This is a genomic window from Bacillus sp. NPDC077411, assembly GCF_044543425.1.
GTDB classification, from domain to species: domain Bacteria; phylum Bacillota; class Bacilli; order Bacillales; family Bacillaceae_G; genus Bacillus_A; species Bacillus_A bruguierae.
This window is the reverse complement of the sequence record NZ_JBITWA010000031.1, coordinates 25,580-47,200: the sequence shown is the minus strand read 5'-3', so window position 1 is coordinate 47,200 and position 21,621 is coordinate 25,580. Positions and strand designations below refer to the sequence as shown.

The 21,621-nt window shown below is 33.0% G+C and carries 19 protein-coding genes and 5 pseudogenes; 17 read left to right on the top strand and 7 right to left on the bottom strand.

Annotation, left to right across the window (positions count from 1 at the left end; all coding sequences use genetic code 11):
• Positions 1-300 precede the first annotated feature (300 nt).
• Complete coding sequence (locus tag ACIGHG_RS24175; protein WP_396550982.1) at positions 301-450, bottom strand: aspartyl-phosphate phosphatase Spo0E family protein; 150 nt, start codon at positions 448-450, stop codon at positions 301-303.
• 413 nt (positions 451-863) lie between these two features.
• On the opposite strand from ACIGHG_RS24175, the pseudogene ACIGHG_RS24170 reads away from it, so the two are divergent.
• Together ACIGHG_RS24170 and ACIGHG_RS24165 are read left to right on the top strand one after the other, a co-directional pair.
• Positions 864-1,475: pseudogene (locus ACIGHG_RS24170) on the top strand (recombinase family protein).
• A 72-nt stretch (positions 1,476-1,547) separates the two neighbouring features.
• Positions 1,548-2,207: a protein kinase family protein gene (locus ACIGHG_RS24165; protein WP_396550991.1), complete on the top strand. Its 660-nt coding sequence runs from the start codon at positions 1,548-1,550 to the stop codon at positions 2,205-2,207.
• Between the two features lie 294 nt (positions 2,208-2,501).
• On the opposite strand, the gene ACIGHG_RS24160 is transcribed toward ACIGHG_RS24165, so the two are convergent.
• Positions 2,502-2,735, bottom strand: a complete 234-nt coding sequence (locus ACIGHG_RS24160) for a hypothetical protein (protein WP_090914499.1) — start codon at positions 2,733-2,735, stop codon at positions 2,502-2,504.
• Between the two features lie 445 nt (positions 2,736-3,180).
• On the opposite strand from ACIGHG_RS24160, the pseudogene ACIGHG_RS24155 reads away from it, so the two are divergent.
• The 7 genes and pseudogenes from ACIGHG_RS24155 to ppsA all read left to right on the top strand — a co-directional run.
• Positions 3,181-3,377: pseudogene (locus ACIGHG_RS24155) on the top strand (SAM-dependent methyltransferase); the annotation flags it as partial.
• Between the two features lie 8 nt (positions 3,378-3,385).
• Positions 3,386-3,586: pseudogene (locus ACIGHG_RS25725) on the top strand (HAMP domain-containing protein); the annotation flags it as partial.
• Between the two features lies 1 nt (position 3,587).
• A pseudogene (locus ACIGHG_RS25720) lies at positions 3,588-3,776 on the top strand (ATP-binding protein); the annotation flags it as partial.
• A gap of 301 nt (positions 3,777-4,077) precedes the next feature.
• Positions 4,078-4,425: a YxeA family protein gene (locus ACIGHG_RS24145; RefSeq protein ID WP_006097329.1), complete on the top strand. Its 348-nt coding sequence runs from the start codon at positions 4,078-4,080 to the stop codon at positions 4,423-4,425.
• Between the two features lie 42 nt (positions 4,426-4,467).
• A complete protein-coding gene (locus tag ACIGHG_RS24140; protein WP_396550979.1) occupies positions 4,468-5,229 on the top strand; it encodes an ABC transporter ATP-binding protein in 762 nt (253 codons plus the stop codon).
• Positions 5,230-5,244: 15 nt separating this feature from the next.
• A complete protein-coding gene (locus tag ACIGHG_RS24135; protein WP_396550977.1) occupies positions 5,245-7,098 on the top strand; it encodes an FtsX-like permease family protein in 1,854 nt (617 codons plus the stop codon).
• Positions 7,099-7,766: 668 nt separating this feature from the next.
• Positions 7,767-10,382 carry a phosphoenolpyruvate synthase gene (ppsA, locus tag ACIGHG_RS24130; RefSeq protein ID WP_396550975.1) on the top strand — a complete coding sequence of 872 codons (2,616 nt, stop codon included), beginning with the start codon at positions 7,767-7,769 and terminating at the stop codon, positions 10,380-10,382.
• A 313-nt stretch (positions 10,383-10,695) separates the two neighbouring features.
• Here the strand turns inward: ppsA and ACIGHG_RS24125 are convergent, their stop codons facing one another.
• Positions 10,696-11,553: a metallophosphoesterase gene (locus ACIGHG_RS24125; protein ID WP_396550973.1), complete on the bottom strand. Its 858-nt coding sequence runs from the start codon at positions 11,551-11,553 to the stop codon at positions 10,696-10,698.
• Between the two features lie 165 nt (positions 11,554-11,718).
• Here ACIGHG_RS24125 and ACIGHG_RS24120 point away from each other — a divergent pair.
• Positions 11,719-11,943 (top strand): annotated as a pseudogene (locus ACIGHG_RS24120) (endonuclease); the annotation flags it as partial.
• Positions 11,944-12,680: 737 nt separating this feature from the next.
• On the opposite strand, the gene ACIGHG_RS24115 reads toward ACIGHG_RS24120, so the two are convergent.
• Positions 12,681-12,977 carry a hypothetical protein gene (locus ACIGHG_RS24115; protein WP_396550971.1) on the bottom strand — a complete coding sequence of 99 codons (297 nt, stop codon included), beginning with the start codon at positions 12,975-12,977 and terminating at the stop codon, positions 12,681-12,683.
• 360 nt (positions 12,978-13,337) lie between these two features.
• Between ACIGHG_RS24115 and ACIGHG_RS24110 the strand changes: the two genes are divergently transcribed.
• Positions 13,338-13,784 carry a GNAT family N-acetyltransferase gene (locus ACIGHG_RS24110; protein WP_090914514.1) on the top strand — a complete coding sequence of 149 codons (447 nt, stop codon included), beginning with the start codon at positions 13,338-13,340 and terminating at the stop codon, positions 13,782-13,784.
• A 353-nt stretch (positions 13,785-14,137) separates the two neighbouring features.
• On the opposite strand, the gene ACIGHG_RS24105 is transcribed toward ACIGHG_RS24110, so the two are convergent.
• Both ACIGHG_RS24105 and ACIGHG_RS24100 read right to left on the bottom strand, forming a co-directional pair.
• Entirely contained in the window at positions 14,138-14,962 is an 825-nt protein-coding gene (locus ACIGHG_RS24105; RefSeq protein ID WP_396550968.1) for a VanW family protein, read from the bottom strand.
• Between the two features lie 203 nt (positions 14,963-15,165).
• Positions 15,166-15,321 carry a hypothetical protein gene (locus ACIGHG_RS24100; protein WP_396550967.1) on the bottom strand — a complete coding sequence of 52 codons (156 nt, stop codon included), beginning with the start codon at positions 15,319-15,321 and terminating at the stop codon, positions 15,166-15,168.
• A gap of 349 nt (positions 15,322-15,670) precedes the next feature.
• On the opposite strand from ACIGHG_RS24100, the gene ACIGHG_RS24095 reads away from it, so the two are divergent.
• Together ACIGHG_RS24095 and ACIGHG_RS24090 are read left to right on the top strand one after the other, a co-directional pair.
• Positions 15,671-16,177 carry a hypothetical protein gene (locus ACIGHG_RS24095; RefSeq protein ID WP_396550990.1) on the top strand — a complete coding sequence of 169 codons (507 nt, stop codon included), beginning with the start codon at positions 15,671-15,673 and terminating at the stop codon, positions 16,175-16,177.
• Between the two features lie 132 nt (positions 16,178-16,309).
• Positions 16,310-16,846: a hypothetical protein gene (locus ACIGHG_RS24090; RefSeq protein WP_396550965.1), complete on the top strand. Its 537-nt coding sequence runs from the start codon at positions 16,310-16,312 to the stop codon at positions 16,844-16,846.
• 520 nt (positions 16,847-17,366) lie between these two features.
• On the opposite strand, the gene ACIGHG_RS24085 is transcribed toward ACIGHG_RS24090, so the two are convergent.
• On the bottom strand, positions 17,367-17,876 hold the full coding sequence (locus ACIGHG_RS24085; protein ID WP_396550963.1) for a hypothetical protein: 510 nt from the start codon (positions 17,874-17,876) through the stop codon (positions 17,367-17,369).
• 570 nt (positions 17,877-18,446) lie between these two features.
• Between ACIGHG_RS24085 and ACIGHG_RS24080 the strand changes: the two genes are divergently transcribed.
• From ACIGHG_RS24080 to ACIGHG_RS24065, 4 genes are read left to right on the top strand one after another with little or no spacing between them, the layout of a single operon-like run.
• Complete coding sequence (locus ACIGHG_RS24080) at positions 18,447-19,358, top strand: ABC transporter ATP-binding protein (RefSeq protein ID WP_396550961.1); 912 nt, start codon at positions 18,447-18,449, stop codon at positions 19,356-19,358.
• The gene (locus tag ACIGHG_RS24075) at positions 19,355-20,107 is read left to right on the top strand and encodes an ABC transporter permease (protein ID WP_396550959.1); all 753 of its coding nucleotides are present in this window, start codon (positions 19,355-19,357) and stop codon (positions 20,105-20,107) included. Before ACIGHG_RS24080 ends, ACIGHG_RS24075 begins: the two co-directional genes overlap by 4 nt.
• A 13-nt stretch (positions 20,108-20,120) precedes the next feature.
• A complete protein-coding gene (locus ACIGHG_RS24070; RefSeq protein WP_396550957.1) occupies positions 20,121-20,861 on the top strand; it encodes an ABC transporter permease in 741 nt (246 codons plus the stop codon).
• 28 nt (positions 20,862-20,889) lie between these two features.
• Positions 20,890-21,621 carry a response regulator transcription factor gene (locus ACIGHG_RS24065; RefSeq protein ID WP_396550955.1) on the top strand — a complete coding sequence of 244 codons (732 nt, stop codon included), beginning with the start codon at positions 20,890-20,892 and terminating at the stop codon, positions 21,619-21,621.

The window sequence follows — 21,621 nt, the reverse complement described above, 5'->3', positions numbered from 1 at the left end:
CGGAGGGGGTCTTTTTTCATAAGAGATCCTCATTTGGTAACGAAAAACAAGTTAGAATTTACAATTTTATTACTATTACACTGTTTTCAGTGTCCTAAAAATGATGGTATTTGAGACAAATGAAATTAAATCTAAAATAGGCTGTAAATAGCTCAAAATATGTCTCAAAACTCATCTCTAAATCAAAGTCTCAATTGGAATAGGTAATATCGAGTTTTGAGAATTTTTTAGCGTATAAAAAGGGTAAAATGTGTACACCACTCCAAAATATAATAAGTATAAATCTCATGAAAAAATTCTTCATTGTCTTTTCATGAACTTAAAAATTAAACAATCTAATTCTCGACTTAATGTAAGTACCTTTTTATGGTTGATACCATATTTAATAACGAGTTGAATTAATTCGTTCTTTTTATCTTCTATCGTACTATGTAGCTTTGTTAATTCCATCTATAATCTCCTTTTACCTATTTTATCAATTGGAAAAATATCCAAATAAAAACAAGGCTGATAATGACAGCCTTGTCTTAAAAACACGTATACAAAAAAACAACACTAGTAAAGAGGATACAATACAAATTAGATTTTTCAAAGGTAATAAACCTAAAAGTTTGAATAAATTTCATATTTTACTAAAGTCTTGCAGATTAAATAAAAACAGTGAGTTCATATCTCACTGTTTTTTATTTAACCTTAGCTCTGGGATAATACACTTTATTGTCTATAAAAGTATACCTTTACAGATAGATAAAAAACTATAAAAAACAACGTCTATAAATATCCATTTCTCATTTTACAGACATCTGTTTATTTTATATATCTTTACAGACATAATTGGTATAATTACCAGTGAGGTGTAGCATATGAAACATAAAAAATTTGGATATGCCCGAGTTTCGAGTAAAGATCAAAACGAAGAACGACAAATTCAGAATATGAAAGATTTAGGAATAGAAGATCGGGATATTTTCATAGATAAAGAATCTGGGAAAAATATATAGAGAGAGAATTACCAAATGCTAAAACGTCTTGTTCGTACAGGAGATACCATTGTGTTTGATTCCTTGACAAGACTTGGAAGGAATATGAATGATACATTAGAAGAATTTAGATATTACGAAAAACATAAAGTAAATTTACAATTTATAAAGGAACCATACATTAACGTCAATTACACTGGAGAAAGTACAAATGGTGTTATTCAGAGCGCAATTCAAAAAGCAACACTTACAATATTATCTGCCTTTGCAGAAAAAGAGCGCATTGATATTAAACAACGTCAAGCTGAAGGAATTGCTCTTGCCAGAAAACAAGGTAAACGTTTAGGGCGTCCGCCTATCGAAATAACAGAAGAATTTACGGATGCTTATAAGGAATGGAAATCCGGTTCAATTACAGCCGTAGGAGCTATGGGAAAATATAGAATCAAACGTTCTTTATTTTATAAACTTGCCAAACAGTATGAGGAAAATTAAATTGTATATGTTTTGACATATTCATTTTAAAATGTGGATGGGCCCCCTTTTAACAAAACCGGAGTGGAAATGATGAGTATAAATAGTTTTGTGGGATTGATAAAGGATGAATTATTAAAAGAGGTAAGCATAAGAAGTGAGGATGAATTCGAACCTGTAGTAGTTAAAGATATTCCTAGACTTTGGAAGTGTTTAGGGACAGGTAATTATGCCGCAGTATTTATGCACAAAGAATACAAAGATTGGATAGTGAAAGTTTACGCGCGAGAAGGAGAAGGAATTGAAAAAGAGTCAGAAGTATACCGAAGAATCGGAAATCATCCTTCTTATTCGAAGCTTATATATAAAGGAGAAAATTTCATAGTATTGAAACGTTTAAAAGAAATTACCTTATACGATGCTATTCATAAGGGGATTAAAATTCCTAAGCAGGTAATCCTTGATATCAATGAAGCTTTAGAGTATGCAAGGAAACAAGGATTAACTCCTTGTGATGTTCACGGGAAAAATGTGATGATGGAAAACGGAAGGGGATATGTAGTCGATGTATCTGATTTCTTAAAAACAAAAGAAGATAGTAAGTGGAGAGACCTAGAAAAGGCATATTTTACATTTTACTTGCCTTTCATTTATAAATTGCCTTTCCCTGTTAAAATACCGTATTTCATGTTAAACATTGTTAGACGTTCATATAGAAAATATAAGAAGCTTAAAAAGAAATTCAAATTGTAAAAGGACCACATACTTATCTTTAGGTTAGATAAGTGAACCACTAGTAAACAAAAGGACCGTACATTTTAGATATGTCTAATATGTACGGTCCTAATTTTATAACTTCATGAAGTAATCAGTAAGCTTTTCATTTTCTTTTTCACGCAATTGCTTATTTTCTTCTTCAAGGCCTCACCATATCAAATGCTCTATCATAATCTGGGCTTCGTTGCCTAGCCATATTCACCATCTCGCGGTAATCTCTTTATAAAATAAAAAGCATCCTATTTAGATGCTCCCTGCGTTTAGATTTTTCTATATAATACTGATACCCATTACCATAACGCTACCTAATACAATACATACTAATCCTAACAATATTAAAAACTCTGGTAAATCAAAGTGATTGAATATCATACCTATAATTAAGCCCACAGGGAATACTAGAACTTCTAACCAACTTATACCTCCAGCTTTCTTTATTTCATAGTATGTTGTAATACTGGTAATCAAAATTCCTAATATAATCAAACCGACTCCTAATAACATTTATCCACCCACTTTTTTCCTCCATGTTACCATAAAAGAATTATCATTAGGTTTTCTTCTTTATAAAATAAAAAGCAGCGGATTCGCTACTTAATGTTTAATACAATTTAAAAATATCGAACATATCGTAATCATAACTTAAAAGTTATGATTCGATTTTTAAGGTGTTGTATTATTAATAGATAAATAGGTGTCATAAATTAGTATCTAAAGTTAGTCCCAAAAAGGGACAATTTTTATGAAATATGGTTGTGCACGAGGCAATACATTACATCAAGATTTTAAATTCTAAATTCAAACATGAACGAATTACCGCCATATTGCAATCACGTTAAATGCTACTCCTTTTAAGAAAAACTTAAGAAACTCTCTCGATATTTGTTAAGAAATGCGATTTATACTGAAATCGACTTAACACAATACCGAATGAACGGAGAGATAGTTGATGCAATTTATCACATTTTTAAGTGAATTTATAAAACATCCAAAAAACACTGGAGCAATTGCACCAAGTTCTAATATACTAGCAAAAAAATGGTGGATGCAATCGATTTTGAAGTGGCAAAATGTATCGTAGAATTAGGCTCAGGAACAGGATCTTTTACGATAGAGATCATGAAGAGAAAAAAGAAAAAAACGTTACAGAAACGAAAGGGAAAAACTTGTATATGTTTGTAAGTGGGATTCCAGAAGGAGATATCACATATGAAACAAAAGAGGGAATTCTCCCTTCCTTTATTGGAATTATCGTGTTTATCTTTTCTTTCTTTTATATTACAAAGAGAAAAATGAAGCAAATTGAAGCGATGGCGCAAGGAGTAAATGAGATAGCAAAAGGAAACTTAGCATATTGAATTGAAGAATTTATTTGAACGTTTTTATAAAAAGGATCAATCAAGAAGCAGAGTCTCAGAAGGATCTGGACTTGGACTTGCCATTGCAAAAAGTATTGTTGATTTGCAAAGCGGAGACATTCGGGCAGAATATGAAGACGGTATTGTGCGTTTTATTATTTCACTTCCCATTGAGGCAGAAAAGTAATAATGTTATATAAATTGTTTCTAGGTGTAACGAAATGATACAAACTGAAAATGTGCCTTGTGTTAACAGGGTAAAAAAGAACTCTTGCAAAAGAGTTCTTTTTTATTAGATTGGAAAATTATTGAATGATTAAAGTTTAAAGCTTTTGTTAAGAAAAAGTTAAGAAATCCCCTCAGTATTTATTAAGAAACACTCTCTATACTTAGAAATGTGTTAGAAAGCATATTCATTCTCATTAAAATCCCAAAGGATGAATGAGATGACATCTAATTAAATAGGAAAAGAAAGGCGGAAAAGATAGATGAAAAAAGCATGGATTGCAGTGTCAGGATTAGTTGTTGTAGGAGGTGGATTATTAACTTATATGGGAGGAGAAACAATAGATAGATTTAATCCATTAGTGAAAGAAAAAGATGTGTACGTCCTTACAAAAGGGGAAGCAAAACCTGATGGTAAGAGATATTTTTACATGTTAAACGGAGTTGATGAATCAGGCGATGAAAATACCATTAAAGTAGGGGTTTCTGGTAAGGATGATTATCCAGATTCTTATTTAAAGGTTCATGTAAAAGGAAAGTATGTTTACGAATTTGAGAAAGTGCAGGAAAAAGAAGTTCCTGAGAAAGCAAAAGAAAAACTTAAAAAATAAATAATGAATTTATCGAGTTAAAAACAAAGGTAGGAGAATATTATGAACAACTCAGTTGTAAATGTAAAAAATGTTCAAAAAGTGTACGGTAAAAAAGGTGAAAATCAGTCACACGCTTTGAGAGATGTATCGTTCTCGATTCAAGAGGGAGAATTTGTTGGAATCATGGGACCGTCTGGTTCAGGAAAAACAACATTATTAAATGTAATTTCAACATTAGATGCAGCAACTGGCGGCATTGTTGAAATTGCTGGTATCGATATCACTAAAATGAAGCAAGGAGAGCTTTCAGATTTTCGCTCTCAAAAATTAGGATTTATCTTTCAAGATTTCAATTTATTAGAGAATCTATCTATTTATGAAAATATTGCGCTTCCACTTTCACTTCAAGGAGTCCCATCGCGTAAGATTGGTCCAAAAGTAAAGAAAGTAGCCAATATGTTAGGGATTTCGGAAATACTTCAAAAATATCCATCTGAGGTATCTGGTGGACAAAAACAACGTTCCGCGGCAGCACGCGCGCTTGTACATGAACCAGCAATTATTTTAGGGGACGAGCCAACAGGGGCACTGGATTCAAAAAATGCAACAAGCCTTTTAGAAGCAATGAAAAATTTAAATGAAAAACAAGATGTTTCGATTATGATGGTTACTCATGATCCATATAGTGCAAGTTATTGCCAGCGCATTTTGTTCATTCAAGATGGTGAGTTATATAAAGAAATTCATCGTAGTGGTACGCGTGAAGTGTTCTATAAAGAAATTTTAGATGTACTTGCGGATTTAGGTACACAAAAAGGATAAGAAAGGACACCCACCATGATATTTAAACTTTCTATATCAGGACTAAAAAGTAAGCTAAAAGATTATATTGTCTTACTAGTTGGTCTTGTTATGTCAATTTCAATTTTTTACATGTTTCAAACGTTAGCATTAAATAAAGCATTTGTTGAAGCAAATACTACTATTCGGTCAATTGCGCCTGTTTTTCAAACGGGTTCAGCTCTATTAGCAATCATTACATTCTTCTATGTTCTATATGCAAATTCTTTTTTGATGTCTCTTCGCCAAAAAGAATTTGGGATGTATATGATGTTAGGTGCAAAAAAACATAAGGTTACATTACTTATGTTTCTGGAAACGATTATTATTGGGGCAGTATCCTTAGTAATTGGAATTACTGTAGGAATAGGGCTTTCACAAGGGATTGGTAAACTCCTCATGAAGCAACTGGATTTTACTGCGAGTGGTTACCAAGGGTTTTATGTACCATCTATGTTAGTTACTTGTATGTTCTTCTTGGTATTATTTGTGTTATCTGCCATTATGAATAGTGTGAAATTATCACGCATCTCCGTTTTGCAACTTGTACATGCAGATGCTTCAGCAGAACGTACAATGATTAAAGGTAAGTGGACCGGGATTGTTTCATTTTTAGCTATTATTTTATTAGGAATTGGATATACTTCAATGATTTATATGGATAAGTTAAAAGAACAGGGTCCTATGATTGCGATGCTTACAACTACAGCGGGAACGTATATGTTATTTACTTCTGTCCTTCCGCTTATTATTAAAAAATTAAAGAGTAATAAAAAGCGTAGTGAGAAAGGTCTTAATGCTTTTACATTTGCTCAATTAAACTTTCGTATTAATAGTTTAACAAAAGTACTCGCAACAGTAGCAATGTTAGTAGCACTTGGTGCGGGGGCGATTTCAGGTGGGATGGCTTTCAAGAATAACGTAATTCAATCGACGGATCAACTTGAAATATACGATACAGTCATTCATAATCCGACAGCAGAAGAAAAGAATATTTTAGATGGTATTACATTTAAAGAAAAGAATGAATATCACTATAAGATAGATGACAAATATGTTTACTACTTGAAAGAAGATCTAGAGAAAAACCGTCCACTTGTGCAAGCTGGAATAGAAAAAAAGAATAGAGGGAAAGTAAAACGAGTTTCTGGAAATCTTCCTGTAGGAGCAATTTCAAAATATGGTGAGGAACATATGGAGAATACAAATATTATCCCAGAAGAGTGGGATGACGCTTTACGCTCTCTTCAACCAACCTATTTAAATTACATGGAAAAAGTAAAAAAAATAGTAGATCAAAAAATGTACGATGGCATACAAGAAAAAGAAAACATTGTTGTAATTGGAAAAACTGAGGATTTTGTAACATATTTAGATAAATGGAAAAAAATTGACGAGTTGCAGCTAGTTAAATATAAAAATGTCACAGCTGAAGATATCTTCAGTAAATATCAAATATATACTGGGATTTACGCCAGTGCCAGCGGAACAGTATTTATGGGCTTCTTCTTAGGTATTGCTTTCCTTGCGATGATGGCAAGCTGCTTAATGTTTAAGATTCTTTCTGGTGCATCAAAAGATATTGTACGCTATGAAATGCTTCGTAAAATTGGAGTCCGTCATGAATTATTAGCAAAATCCATTTATAAAGAGTTATTTTTAGTGTTTTTATTTCCGGGGATAGTAGGTATAATTCATGTATTATTAGGTATGAAGATTTTTGGTTTCATCTTAATTAATCCATATTTCCGTATTTGGTTACCGATCTTGATTTTCGTAGTTATCTATTCGATCTATTACTTTATTACAGTTCAATTATATAAAGGAATTGTTCTTCCTGAAAAAAAGTAATAAGAATGTAATGTTTTACTGTATAATCACTCTTTAAAATCCTCAATAATCTGGTGTTTTAATGGGGGAACAGAAAAAGCCCAATTTCTTAATATTAATACTAAGAAACTGGGCTTTTTAATATTGGAATTTCTTAACGTTGTAAATCCGCATTTCCCTAACGCTACACTAAATGATTGGATATTATTTAGTGTAGCGTTAGGGAAATGTTTTTTCTTCCTTTTAACTTGTGACAATTATGCTCGTGTAAATACATTGATAAAAATGAGAAACTGTGGTAAATTTATATAGATACACTAATAATAGATTTTTGTATAAATTATCCCTATTTTAATTATACACCATAAAATCCTTTTTAGTCAATCCATATTTTTATTTTTTTAAACGGGGGGGCTTGATAAGAACATGGAACTTCGCCAGAAGCAAGAACGAGTGGGTAGCGTAATTGGTTGATCAGATGAACAATTTTTGTCATATGATTCGTCTTGGTATCGAGCGATAAAGTGAAACTTCCATCAGTGGAGAGTTTTTTCATCTCCCACTGATGGAAAGCCCGACCAATCGGGATTTTACGGGCAGTTATCTCCCCCTATCTTCCTCGTTTCTCTCCGAATCTTGAGGTGGGGGTCTTACTGCCCGTTAATGCGGGATAAATAGGAGGGAAAGACATGAAACCATATGTACTAGAGTTTCGGGAGATCGATAAAACGAGACAAATGGTGGTCGGTGGTAAAGGGATGAATTTGGGCGAATGTTCGAGGCTTGAAGGAATACTTGTACCAGAGGGATTTTGTGTTACCACTGAGGCATATAAAAGAGTTATTGGGGAGAATGAGGAGCTTCATCAATTACTGGATCAACTAGCAGTTCAAAAAATGGACGAACGAGAAAGAATTAGTGAAATTAGTAGGAAGATTCGTGAGCTGATTGAGGGGATCGAGATCGAGAAGGGGATTGAAGAAGATATCGATCGATATCTCTTAACTTTTGGCGCCGAGCATGCATATGCTGTTCGTTCAAGTGCTACAGCCGAGGATCTTCCATTTGCCTCCTTTGCTGGTCAACATGATACCTACCTAAACATCAAAGGAAAAGATGCAATTTTACAACATATTAGTAAGTGTTGGGCTTCACTATTTACTGATCGTGCTGTGATTTATCGAATGCAAAACGGATTTGATCATCGCAAGGTTTATCTGTCTGTTGTTATTCAAAGGATGATTTTTCCACATGCTTCCGGAATACTATTTACTGCTGATCCGATTACTTCCAATCGAAAGCTGTTATCCATCGATGCTAGCTTTGGACTAGGAGAAGCACTTGTCTCCGGCTTAGTATCTGCCGATTGCTATAAGGTGCAAGGAGAAAAGATTATCGATAAAATGATTGCAACCAAAAAACTAGCAATCTACGCCTTAAAAGAAGGAGGCACAGAAACACAGCAAATAGAACCCAATCAGCAAAAAAGCCAAACACTTACTGACCAACAAATTTTACAACTGGCACGTATCGGAAGACAGATCGAAGCGTATTTTGGTTGCCCGCAAGATATCGAATGGTGTTTGGTTGATGATACATTTTATATTGTCCAGAGTCGGCCAATCACTACTTTATACCCCATCCCTGAAGCAAATGATCAGGAAAATCACGTTTATGTATCTGTTGGTCATCAACAAATGATGACCGACCCCTTGAAACCATTGGGAATGTCTTTATTCCAGTTAACATCTTTTGGACCCAGGTTTAAAGCTGGTGGAAGATTATTTGTTGATATCACGCATAATCTAGCTGCGCCTGTCAGCAGAAAAACGATAATGGATACCTTGGGACCATCCGATCCGCTCATCAGAGGCGCACTTATGACCATAATAGAGCGAGGAGATTTTATAAAATCGTTACCAAATGATAAAAAAGAACAGAGTCCTGATAAAAGCAATAAAGATATGTCGTCTGCGGGTCTTCAGGCACAAATCGAAAACGATCCGACAATCGTTTCTGATTTGATTAAGCATAGTCAAACATCGATAGAAGAGTTAAAGCATAACATCCAAACGAAATCAGGATCGGATTTATTTGATTTTATCCTGGAAGATATCCAGCAATTAAAGAAGATTTTATTTGACCCACAAAGTTTGGGTGTGATTATGGCTGCTATGGATGCTTCATCATGGATCAATGAAAAAATGAACAAGTGGTTAGGTGAAAAAAATGTAGCAGACACGCTTTCTCTATCTGTACCAAATAATATTACTTCAGAAATGGGTCTGGCGCTATTGGATGTCGCCGATGTGATTCGTCCTTATCCGGAAGTAATTGATTATCTACAAAATGTAAAAGATGATAACTTTTTGGATGAACTGGTTAAGTTTGATGGTGGACAGGAAATCCAAGATGTTATCAATGCTTATCTCAACAAATTCGGAATGCGATGTCCCGGAGAAATTGATATTACTAAAACTCGTTGGAGCGAAAAACCAACTATACTCATCCCCATGATTCTCAGTAACATCAAAAACTTTGAGCCTAATGCTAGCAAACGAAAATTTGAGCAAGGACGACAGGAAGCTTTGAAAAAAGAACAAGAGTTATTAGACCGATTGAAGCAATTACCGGATGGTAAACGAAAAGCCGAAAAGACAAAACGAATAATCAGCCTGATCCGGAATTTTATCGGTTATCGGGAGTATCCAAAATACGGCATGATTAATCGCTACTTCGTTTATAAGCAGGCTTTACTGAAAGAAGCCGAACAGCTCGTACAAGCCAAAGTTATTCGTAAAAAAGAAGACATATACTATCTTACTTTTGAGGAATTTCGCGAAGTCGTATGTACAAATAAATTGAATTACCAAACCATCAGCAAACGAAAAGAAGAGTACAAACTATATGAAAAACTAACTCCCCCACGTGTTATCACGTCCGATGGAGAAATCATTACAGGTGAATACAAACGGGAGCATCTCCCATTTAATGCTATTGCAGGTCTACCTGTTTCTTCTGGTGTTATCGAAGGAAGAGCACGTGTCATCTTAAATATGGAAAATGCGAATTTAGAAGAGGGAGATATATTAGTTACAACCTTTACTGATCCTAGCTGGACACCATTGTTTGTATCTATAAAAGCGCTAGTCACTGAGGTAGGTGGATTAATGACGCATGGAGCAGTTATCGCACGCGAATATGGTTTACCAGCAATTGTCGGGGCAGAAAATGCCACCAAGCTGATAAAAGATGGGCAACGCATTCGAGTGAATGGAACAGAAGGTTATATAGAAATACTATAATTCGTTACATTTAAATCATAAAAGAAGAGCATTCGAATTAGGAGAATCATTGATATCGTGGTACTTTTTGGTCTATGGTAAGAACTCTGTTACTAGGACATATAACATGTATGGTGAGGCCTACTAACAAATGCCAAAGAGATGGCAGGCTGTGTATACTATGTAGGAGCATATAATTGCGGTAAAGCAAAATCTAATACTGATACTGCCGAAAGTAGAGCACAAGCTAATTATTATCCCGATAAAAAAGCCGAGAATTTGGAACTGCACCTCCAATTATTAGACACAGTCTAACAATCGGAGGTGCAGTTTTTTATTTAAATTGTACAAATACGATCTCCGGTCTATTAAAAATTCTTTGAGGAATGATACTATTTCCTAGCCCCCTACTTACTATCATTGAAGTATCTTTGTCTTTATACATTCCAGCCGTATATTTTGGTAACAATCCTTGATCAGGTGCAACTAAACCTCCCACGAAAGGTATTCTAATCTGTCCACCATGAGCATGACCTGTAAACACCAAATCTATTTGTTGTTCAGTGTATGCACGGAGATGTTCTGGTCTATGGGATAATAATATTTTAAACCCATTTGGATCGATACCTTCTTTAGCCTGTATGACTTCTTTTGCAACTACACTAATTCCTTCAAACTCAGAGTCACTACTATTACTAACTTTAAATGCTGGGTCATCTATGCCTAAAATATATATTTCTTGTCCATCTTTTTTAATAATGGCATGTTCATTTCTTAAAACTGTAACATTGTATTTTTTTAGGTCTTTTTCTAGGTTCATAAAACGACCTGACCATGCTTCATGATTTCCTGTTACAAAATAAACTGGATAATGTTTTACAAGTTGTTTAACCACTTCCAAACTTACTTTTGCATTATATCGTTCACTATCAATAAAGTCACCTGTGATAACAACTATATTAGGATTAATATTTTCCACTTTTTTTATCAACTTCTTTTGGTTTTCCCCAAACTCGTTACTATGTAAATCAGACAATTGTACAATTTTGAAACCTTTAAATGCACTAGGTATTTTAGTTGATTTTATCGTAATCTCAGTTACACCTAATAAATTATTTTGTAAATAAGAAAATACACCTAATCCTATCAATAAGCTAATTACAACCGTTAACCTCTTATACTTTTTTCTCATAGTTTCCCCCTTGTGAAACTGTAAAAATTATGAATTTAAGGAATGATTATCTACCTTATCTATTTAAACATGAAAAATCATTCTTTGTTGTGTTTTTTTGTATTAATTATATAGATTCTCTGTCGTCACTAGGTTTTTATCTAAGTAAATCAGGGGGTAACTTCAATTAATTATGATGATACATATTATAATAGCATGAAGGGGAAAACGGGCTTAGAGTTAAAAAAGGAACTTCATAATATTATTGATAATCATACAAATATATCATACAGTGCAGTTTGGGAAGCGCTAAGAGATACTGATGAAGATCCAAATAATAAAAATAATGTACTTCTCTTATATACAGGGCGTTCGCAAGGGAAATTTACAAATGGTTCAGGGGTCGATAATTGAAACCGAGAGCATGTTTGGGCAAAATCTCACGGCGATTTTGGGGCGATTTGGAAATAAATAAGTAAAATCATAATTTAAAAAATATAAAGTGGAAAGGAGTGGTCATAAGGATCACTCTTTTCTCATGTTTATTATACAATCATTAGTTTGTAAGGGATTGGTAGGGAGAGCATCATAGATGTTTTTACTGCAGTAAATAGAGCGGGTTCACTTATTGCTTTTTGGAGACTTCTCCTTGAGTGGGAAGATGAAAGTGGGTTTCCATTCTATACAGGTACTGAAGAATACGATTGTCACCATTTTGATAAATACCTAAAAGAGTTTCTAAAGTATTCTTCTGACATTAAGAAGCAATTCCCAAATATTTATCTTGTTACCGTTGAATCGTTAATTAATTTGGATAAAAGAGAGCATTGGGAAAATGAATTTCCTAACATCTCGAGCGAACTATTTAATACTGTTAGAAAAAATTTGTTTCGGGACGATGTTAAAAAGCTAAATTATAAGACTTATCAAAAGGCATTGAAAGAAGCAGGAATGCTTTATTAAACTAAATGAGGCTAATATTCAATAAAACTTATACTAAAGTTTTTTATTTTAAAGCTATAATGGGCGCTTTTGGCCCACAGTTTGCGAGTTTGTATACGTGATAAAATAAGATTATTGATAGATTTTATAGTACACAACACCTTATCCCACATAATATTATTCGGTACATCCTATTTTACACTCTATTAATCCAACAGACCCAATGCATCTAAAAAGATAAGTGCTAGTATCATCGCAATGATGTACGTAAGAATTTTGCAAATGAAATGAATCTTAATCCCTAACTTATCCGGAAGAAACCATATCGACAATCCCAAAAGTATACGCCCCGCAGCTAAATATAATTGAGGTAAAAGATTATTATCCATTCTTATCTCCATATACTCTTTACCAGACTCAAACAATACGGCATATACGATCAGTATAATGAAATAAAAAACAAACACTTTCGCATAATTTATCCATTTGTTTTTTATCAACATATAAACCCTCCTTTTATCTTCTTGCTTCGTAGACATACCACCATATAGTTTTGGAGGTTCGTATTAATAATAACTCTATATCACTTGTATTGGTATGATACATGAAATAAAACAACATGATGTGTATTTATTTCAAATTAATAGTATCATAAAATATAATAAATATTGGAACAAATAAACAAAAAATACTTTATTATACATATTATTTTTATAACGTATAATAGAAAAGGAAATAAAAAATAGAAAAAGAGGGAAGAATGCTAAAAGATAATAGTATTTTTGGGTGTAAATATAAGGGAATAACGTTTTAATAGTCCAAAAACTACGTGGTTCCCTTATATATTCGAAAGGGGGATCATATTGAACAAAATATCTTTAAAACCCATTGACAAAAGTAATTGGGAAGAGGCTATAGAATTATCGGTAAAAGAAGAACAACGTACATTTATCGCCTCCAATCTTTATTCTATTGCAGAGGTTCAATTTTTAGATAATTTCTATGCAAAAGGTATATATCTTGATAGTAAGTTGATAGGATTTACAATGTTTGGAATAGACTCTGATGATAATAATTATTGGATTTATAGACTAATGATTGATAAAGAATACCAAGGACAAGGTATAGGTATACAGGCTATATTTCTCATTATTGAAGAGATAAGAAGTATTAATAATAAAAATATTCCTCTAATCATGATTGGATATAATCCTAAAAATCTTTCAGCAAAAATTGCTTATAGGAAGGCTGGCTTTATTGAAACTGAATTATCATCTTGGGGTGAACAATTGGCGAAGTTCACCTTATAAAGCCTTATATTTAGTCTTCTAGGTATTACTTTACAAAGAAATTGGGGAACATTGCAAATTTTTTTGTAAACGATACGACTTTATATCAAATCTGCACTATTTGTTATTATTGATTTGATAACAAAACATTAAAACTGTAAAAACAAGAAAGGTTGGCAATTTGCCAGCCTTTCTTGTTTACTATCAATCAATTTTAAAATATAAAAAAATAGCAAAACTACTTTCATGGGCTCCTGATTTACCAACTACTTGTTTCGTTCCAAAATCAAAACACAATAAGCAAAGCCCTAGGATAGCTGACTTCACAATTCTACCCTAGGGCCCTTTCTATTGCGATGTGTGAAAATCATTGTCTATAAAGAATCCACAATTTTCTCATCATCTACTTCATATTTTACTAAGCAATCATTTTCCATGACTAGTTCTTTGCCAACTAAGTTACCTGTGACACGATCAACTATTTTTTTATAAACTTTATTTTGTCTGTATACTTGACCATCTACTTTTTTTACAAAACGATGATCTTCTTCAACGATAGAATACTTATATGGAGTATACTGGGATGCCCTGATTTCTCCGTAGATATATTCTTCATCAAGATGTAGATTGACTTGATAGGAAATATTTGAATTATTTCTCAATTTGAGATCAATAATACCGTTCATTAAAGTGGCGCCTGTTCCAAATGGAATCACACGTCCATAGTCAGGGAATGGATCGAAACTATGACGATATCTTTCCACTGTTTCCAATTCTGAATGAAGAAACATCCAGTAGAGAAGATTCCCTAACTGACAGAGACCACCGCCTATTCCCTTTATCGCTTCGCCATTCATTAGAATAATTCCTTCTTTATATCCAGCTTTTTCACTAGAATTACCAACAAGATGCCAAAATGAAAATGTTTCTCCCGGTTTAATTACAACCTGGTTTATTTTGCAGATGGCTAGCTTTAGATTGGTGATTTTGTTATATTGCAGCTGTATATCCGTGTCACCTAACTTTCTAATAAGCAAAGATTTATGTTTATAAATCCTGTAAGGTAATGGATTTTGCTCAAATGTTTTTGGAAATTTATGCCCTTCAAGGCGGTCACTTATTTTTTTAAACAGCCTACGTTGTCTGATTCTAATAGGAATTAAAAAGGGAAATCTTTGTGTTAATAATTTTCTTGCCATTGAGAGTTGAACTCCTTTATATATATTGTATTCAAAATTACACCTTATTCATCATCACTAAGCAAATTGATATGTATTTCTCACTGTATTACCTTATAGCACATATAAAAGGGTTTTACTAACTCATGAGCCAATAGTTAGCGAAGGAAGCGTATTTATATACTCACCGTCTTCGTTGGTATCAATTAGAACGTGACTAACTACTAAACTTTTCTGGTGTAGAAAAATGGAAGGTGAGCTCTTTGTTGACTAAGACGAAATTGTTCTTCGTACCATCTTACTTTTTTCGTGAGTTCTTCTATTTGAGCTTGAAGAGATTCAATTGTAGGTTGATTTTGATGAGAAGATGTTGTTTTCATAGATGAATCCATTCGACAAAATGAATCGAATCCCTTCCACACATACGGATGTTTCACAGGATTGTTCTCGCATATACGGCTTGATGCTCTTGTTTTTGATGAAAAGCAAATCCATCAAGAAGCCACCTTAGTTGCCTTCTTGATATGGTGAGTAGGACATTTGGATGTTCAGTTGGTCAGTCAAACTTCCCTTTTGTTTTCTCTTTTTAAAGATAAGATCTTTTACTCAATCTTATCTTTTTTATTTTTCTTCCTATATAGCTACCAAGGTACCGTGTTATAAGTTAAGTTAATGTATAATTAAAAATAAAGGTTATTTATACCAAGGAGGATAAATATGCGGTTTTGTATGGGATTTGGTGATACGAATTTTATTGGACTTGTAAATGCGGAGCAATATAAGTCATTTGTGGATGAGGATTGGGAATTAGACATGTTGCTACAGCATTTTACTGATGAAATGAAAAATGGAAATATTTTAGTGTTTCAGATGACTGAAGAAGGCATTGAACATTCTTGGGATGTAGAAGTGGAAGTTGGAACGGAAGAAGTAGAGCAAAAGTGTTTCAGAAAAGCAGAAGGCTATATAAGAGTAACTGGGAATCAATTATATGTAGTTGATTACGACTGTCTTACAATGGCAGCACAATTTGAAAGTAATAAAGTGCCTGATAAAAATTGCTCCAATTATAAAATTAACATTGAAAATGGAGTATATAAAGTGGAAGTTCTTCAATTTTATAATGTAGATAACGATAAATATGTTGGGACAAATGAGAAAGACATACTATTAAACTTTATTAAAGTCCCTGCTTTTCAACAAACAGTAAACCGTGTATTTTGGTGTAGTTTTTAATGAGATGTAAAGCATGTTCTAAAAGAAAAACAAATTTCGAGGAAATAAATTCATTGTACCAACCTTTTTAGAGTTTTTTTCTATTGTTGAATCGCTTAGAAGGCTGCATAACTTTCTTAAGGAGTGATGAAAATGGATATTTTTGAATATCTGGAAGAGTTACAAGAAGATATATTTTCATTACATGTATCGCAAATAGAATCTAAGTATTATGAAATATGTGTTACCCTCTCGTCTACCAATGATGCAAAACGAATTCAATCGGTTAGCCTAGATGTATACAAAAGAAAATTGAGTTTTGGATTATATGAAGCTTCGATAATCGCAAAAGAAGAATCTTCTAAGGCTATATATTATGAATATGACCCCGATAATCATTGGGGCGGTCATTTCTTTGTTTGTGATGATTATCTTCCTCTTGAAGAGCAGGATGATGATTGGGCTTGCGATTGGACTAATGAAGTAGAAGGCCCGCAATCTCTTGAGTTTGCTGAAATTTACTCTAAAAATGGTTTTGATACAAATCAAAAGGCAATTGGCAATACTTTATACTTAATCGCTAGAACAGTGTGCTGTTTTATTAGCGTTTGTAACAAGAGAAAAAGTAATATACCTATCTGTATTGGGTTTCACAGTCAAGATCCAATAATGCGTATGTGTAGGGAATAACACTCTATGTATTTTTATGAAAAGAGACTAAATGAAAGAACCGGAAAACTTACATATTAATAAAGGTGTAAGATAAGGGCGTCCACTACAAGGGAATAGGTTTGATAGTATTTACTAGATATTTATAATGAACGCCAATCCATAATAGAAAGTGAAATTAAAGATATCAAAAAGGATTATCCAGAAATTTCTTGGGTTACCATAATAATAATTGTTCTACTTGTGATGTTCTTAACGTTACTTGTATCGCTACCGTTTGCATATAATCTAAGTAGAAAAACAATTACACGGGAATTGACAGTAGAGTATTATAAAAAGGAGAAAGGGAACGAATACTCTCTTTCTCCTTTTTAGTTTTTGTTCTTTTAAATAAAGAGAACACTCTTGAGGATCGTTTTTTCATTTTTTATCAAGATTGTCGAGTTACTTAATGGACGGATCTAAGCACGATACAATCAATGATTTGAACTGATTTTGTTAGTGCGAAAGTTGAGTTGTTTATTTTATCAATTTTCCTCTGTTAATCCTTCATCCACGCATATCCCTTACAACCCGTCGCGGGATCTATTGTACCAATGAAGCTTTCTTCCTTACATTGCAGTCGCATACGATAAAGTCCATCTCTAGGAATAGTTCTCTCACCAGGAAAAAAGGATATCGTCCGTAAAAAAACATGATTTTGAACTGTGTTTCCAGAACTATCTTCAATATAGAATTTTAAGATCCTGTCAGCTCCATAACCATCACTTCTTTTTACTTCGAAATGAACTTTATCGTTAGCTTTATAATAACGAGTCTCTGAAACTACGCTGTATTGGTTACTAGATATATATAATTCGGCCTTGGTATTGGCGTATGCACTTGGAGTATGAAAAAAGCTAAATGATACACCAACAGACATTACAAATGTTAGTATAGACATTCTCAATTTTCTGGACATAGTAAATTCCAACTCCTTTATATTTTGAAATAAATTTAACACTTTACTTACTAACCCAATACCATTTAGATAACTATTTATCGTTATCATTAAAAAAATAATTTCTTTTTCATCTCAATTACCTCCATATCGTTGGAAATTTAACCATCCCCATATCAGATAGTCAAAAGTATTATATATTTAATTGTAAAATTTTTAAATTATTATTATTTTTTGGAAAAGTAAGTATAAATGCTAATTGGCTTAATGGGATACCGCCATATCACTATTAAGCTAAGAAAAGCAAATATCCCAAAACGAGAAAATTGACATTTCCAGATGAAAATGTACAAATTTTTTGTTTTGGGGGCATGGTGATATGTAAAAAAATGGATAATACAAACAGGGAAAATAGTGCGTTAGCTTGCTTTTTTCCCTGTTTGTATTATCTATAAATAGCCATTTGCTGAATGCATTATAAATAGTGATAAACGATTAGCATAGAAATAGTCGAAAGACCCGAAAAGATAACAATCCATTAAGGAGGTTGTCTTTTTTCACTTAACAAATACACCATTAAGTAATAGGGAAAAATTAAGGTTCGCTTAAGGTTAACTGAATAAAGGCTTAATTTTTATCAACTATAATTCTTTTATATGGAAGATGAGGAGGTATTGAAAAATGGGTGAATATATTATTGAGACAAAAAATCTTTCTAAGAAGTTTGGGGGTTTTTATGCAGTAAATGATGTAAATTTACAAGTGCCAGAGGGAAACATATACGGTTTTCTAGGGCCAAATGGAGCAGGAAAATCGACAACGATTCGTATGCTTCTTGGATTAATAAAGCCAACAAATGGTTCGGTTACTTTATTTGGAAAATCAATGAAAGATAGCAGGATAGATATTCTTAAAAATGTAGGTTCGATGGTTGAGTATCCTTCTTATTATGGACATTTAACTGCTTATGAGAACTTAGAAATTATAAGAAAGATACTAGAGATTGATAAAAAAGAAATTGATAAGGTTCTAAAAATTGTAAATCTCACTAATGTTCAAGATAAATTAGTAAAAAAATTTTCACTAGGTATGAAGCAAAGGCTTGGCATTGCTCAAGCTCTCCTTGGGAATCCTGCATTGTTAATTCTTGATGAACCAACAAATGGGCTTGATCCAGCAGGGATACATGAAATTAGAGATCTTGTTAAAAGTTTACCCAGTAAAATGGGGATTACAGTCTTAGTTTCGAGCCATATTTTAAGCGAAATAGAACTAATTGCCGATCATGTTGGAATTATTAACAAAGGAAATTTAATATTTCAAGGAACCCTTGATGATTTGAGAGAAAAAAGCGAACTTGAAATCTTAGTTGATGCAAGACCGAAAGGAGATGCAGGTAAGTATCTGAGTAATAAAGGATTTCTTGTCGGAGAAAAAGAGGGAATGTTTATAATAAAGGATATGATGGCGAATCCAGCGGATATCAACAGAGACCTAATTTTAAGTGGCCACGAAGTTTACCATATAAGTCAGCGAAGGGATACGCTGGAAGATATTTTCCTCCAAATGACTAAGGAGGAGAATAGGGCATGAATATAAAAAAACTTGTAAGAACGGATATAATAAAGCAAAAAAGAGGGCTTTTATGGTTAATTATCTTTATTATACCTTTAGGTACAACAGTAGCAATGTTTTTAGATATGTACTTAAGGTATGAGGATTTTCTATATCATTCTATAAAAAAACAAGGGGTTACCTCTTGGGAAATGCTTCTGATCGAAAACCATGCATTATTACAGTGGGGGAAGTTTCTTCCTATTTTTGTAGCTGTTATTGGTGCTGTTGTTTACCAAATTGAATTTAAGCAAAGTTCTTGGACAACGCTTCTAAGTCTACCCGTTACAAAATCCTCCGTTTTTATTTCGAAGTTTATTACGATTATGATTGTTTCCGCGTTATTGATTTGCTTAAACACCATAGGACTGATTGTAGTAGGTATAATAATTGGTTTTCCAGAGGCCGTAGATATAGGTCTTTATAGTAAATATGTCATTAATCAGTGTATAGCAATACTTGGTGTAGCAGCTCTTCACAACTGGTTAAGCTCATATTTAAGAAACATGGTTATACCAGTTGCGATAGGTTTTATTGGTATGATTTTGTCATCTATTATCTTTTCTCAAATTCCTGCTAAAGCAAAATTTTTTCCATATCTTTATCCATATTTAATAGCTGGTCAAAAGGAAATTAATCCTTCTATCGTGCTATATAGTGGTCTTGCTTCAGGGGTAATCATCTTACTATTAGGTATCATCGAGTTTCAAAGAAGAGATATTTCATAAGGGAGGGTAAAGAATGTTAAACATATTACGAATAGAATGGCTGAAATTAAGGCGTTCACAAATTATTTTACTAGCGACTATTCTTCCTCTGTTTGCTGTTTTTCAAGGAAGAATGTTTGTATTAAGCCAGAAAGAATTGAATGGGGTGGAACTTTGGTCTACTCTATATACAGGGAGTATGTCTCAATTTTCTTCTTTTATTTTTCCTGTTAGTATTGCAGTAATAATGGTCATGATTACAAGAATAGAACATAGCAATAATGGATGGAAGCAACTTTTAGCAATGCCAGTCAAAAGGGAGAATGTCTATTTTTCAAAACTTCTAATGGGAAGCATGATTACGTTATATAGTGTATTAATATTTAGTATAGGTACCATTACAGTAGGAATAGAGTTAGGATTAAAACTAGGATTAAAGGGTGCTATACCTTACGATCTTTTCGTATGTAAATCTCTAATTGTCTTTATTGCTTCATTACCCATAATAGCAATCCAATTTTATATAAGTTTTCGGTTTTCCCATATAGGAATTCCACTTGCTGTAGGGGCTGGTCTTGCTCTTCCGTCCATGCTAGTGGCGAATTCAGCTGCTTACTGGATCTATTACCCCTGGGCATATCCAATTATTTCAAGTATGACGGAAATGTTTTCTTTTGGTGGAAAAGAAGTTACAATGTATACCATTTGCTTTAGTTCATTTTTTCTTACTATTTTTATAGGTTTATTAAAATTTAGAGCAAAGGATGTAATTTAATGAAAACAAATGGAATGGAAGTAAAAAAATGATTAGCTTAGAAGGAATGGCTAATAAAAAAATACTGTTAATTGATGATGAAGAAGATTTATTAGACTTGCTTGAAACAGTGCTTGTAAAAGAGGGGTTTGCAACAATATATAAAGCATTCACAGGTTTAAGTGGCGTTGAAATTTGTAAAAAAGAAAATCCTGATATCATTGTCCTAGATATTATGATGCCCGATATTGAAGGGTATGAGGTATGTAAAAGAATTAGAGAATTTACCTATGCCCCGGTCATTTTTCTTTCTGCGAAGTCTGATGATATTGATAAGCTTCTAGGTCTTGGAATTGGCGGAGATGATTACGTTACAAAACCTTTTAGCCCTAAGGAAGTAGCCTTTCGTATTAAAGCGCAACTTAGAAGAAGTCAATACATTGGGCTAGAGAAAAAGAAAGACAAAGATGAAAGTATTATTGAATTTAATGAGATAAAAATTGAAGCTAAAAAGGGAGAAGTAACAAAGTTAGGCATTCCAATTAAACTGACAGCAAAGGAATATAAACTTCTTCTATACATGGCTAAAAATAAGAATCAAATATTAAGTAAGAGAAAGATTTGTGATGAAGTTTGGGAAGATGAGTATGTGGGCTATGATAATGTAATTATGGTCCACATTAGACATTTAAGAGAAAAATTAGAAGATGATCCAAGTAACCCAAAATATATAAAGACCATCAAGGGCCTTGGTTACAAACTTTCTACAAAGGAAAAATAA

Excerpts from the sequence above, each read along its gene's own strand:
- ACIGHG_RS24175 (WP_396550982.1), bottom strand. The coding sequence starts at position 450 with ATGGAATTAACAAAGCTACATAGTACGATAGAAGATAAAAAGAACGAA.
- ACIGHG_RS24165 (WP_396550991.1), top strand. The coding sequence starts at position 1,548 with ATGAGTATAAATAGTTTTGTGGGATTGATAAAGGATGAATTATTAAAA.
- ACIGHG_RS24160 (WP_090914499.1), bottom strand. The coding sequence starts at position 2,735 with ATGTTATTAGGAGTCGGTTTGATTATATTAGGAATTTTGATTACCAGT.
- ACIGHG_RS24145 (WP_006097329.1), top strand. The coding sequence starts at position 4,078 with ATGAAAAAAGCATGGATTGCAGTGTCAGGATTAGTTGTTGTAGGAGGT.
- ACIGHG_RS24140 (WP_396550979.1), top strand. The coding sequence starts at position 4,468 with ATGAACAACTCAGTTGTAAATGTAAAAAATGTTCAAAAAGTGTACGGT.
- ACIGHG_RS24135 (WP_396550977.1), top strand. The coding sequence starts at position 5,245 with ATGATATTTAAACTTTCTATATCAGGACTAAAAAGTAAGCTAAAAGAT.
- ppsA (WP_396550975.1), top strand. The coding sequence starts at position 7,767 with ATGAAACCATATGTACTAGAGTTTCGGGAGATCGATAAAACGAGACAA.
- ACIGHG_RS24125 (WP_396550973.1), bottom strand. The coding sequence starts at position 11,553 with ATGAGAAAAAAGTATAAGAGGTTAACGGTTGTAATTAGCTTATTGATA.
- ACIGHG_RS24115 (WP_396550971.1), bottom strand. The coding sequence starts at position 12,977 with ATGTTGATAAAAAACAAATGGATAAATTATGCGAAAGTGTTTGTTTTT.
- ACIGHG_RS24105 (WP_396550968.1), bottom strand. The coding sequence starts at position 14,962 with ATGGCAAGAAAATTATTAACACAAAGATTTCCCTTTTTAATTCCTATT.
- ACIGHG_RS24100 (WP_396550967.1), bottom strand. The coding sequence starts at position 15,321 with ATGAAAACAACATCTTCTCATCAAAATCAACCTACAATTGAATCTCTT.
- ACIGHG_RS24095 (WP_396550990.1), top strand. The coding sequence starts at position 15,671 with ATGGGATTTGGTGATACGAATTTTATTGGACTTGTAAATGCGGAGCAA.
- ACIGHG_RS24090 (WP_396550965.1), top strand. The coding sequence starts at position 16,310 with ATGGATATTTTTGAATATCTGGAAGAGTTACAAGAAGATATATTTTCA.
- ACIGHG_RS24085 (WP_396550963.1), bottom strand. The coding sequence starts at position 17,876 with ATGATAACGATAAATAGTTATCTAAATGGTATTGGGTTAGTAAGTAAA.
- ACIGHG_RS24080 (WP_396550961.1), top strand. The coding sequence starts at position 18,447 with ATGGGTGAATATATTATTGAGACAAAAAATCTTTCTAAGAAGTTTGGG.
- ACIGHG_RS24075 (WP_396550959.1), top strand. The coding sequence starts at position 19,355 with ATGAATATAAAAAAACTTGTAAGAACGGATATAATAAAGCAAAAAAGA.
- ACIGHG_RS24070 (WP_396550957.1), top strand. The coding sequence starts at position 20,121 with ATGTTAAACATATTACGAATAGAATGGCTGAAATTAAGGCGTTCACAA.
- ACIGHG_RS24065 (WP_396550955.1), top strand. The coding sequence starts at position 20,890 with ATGATTAGCTTAGAAGGAATGGCTAATAAAAAAATACTGTTAATTGAT.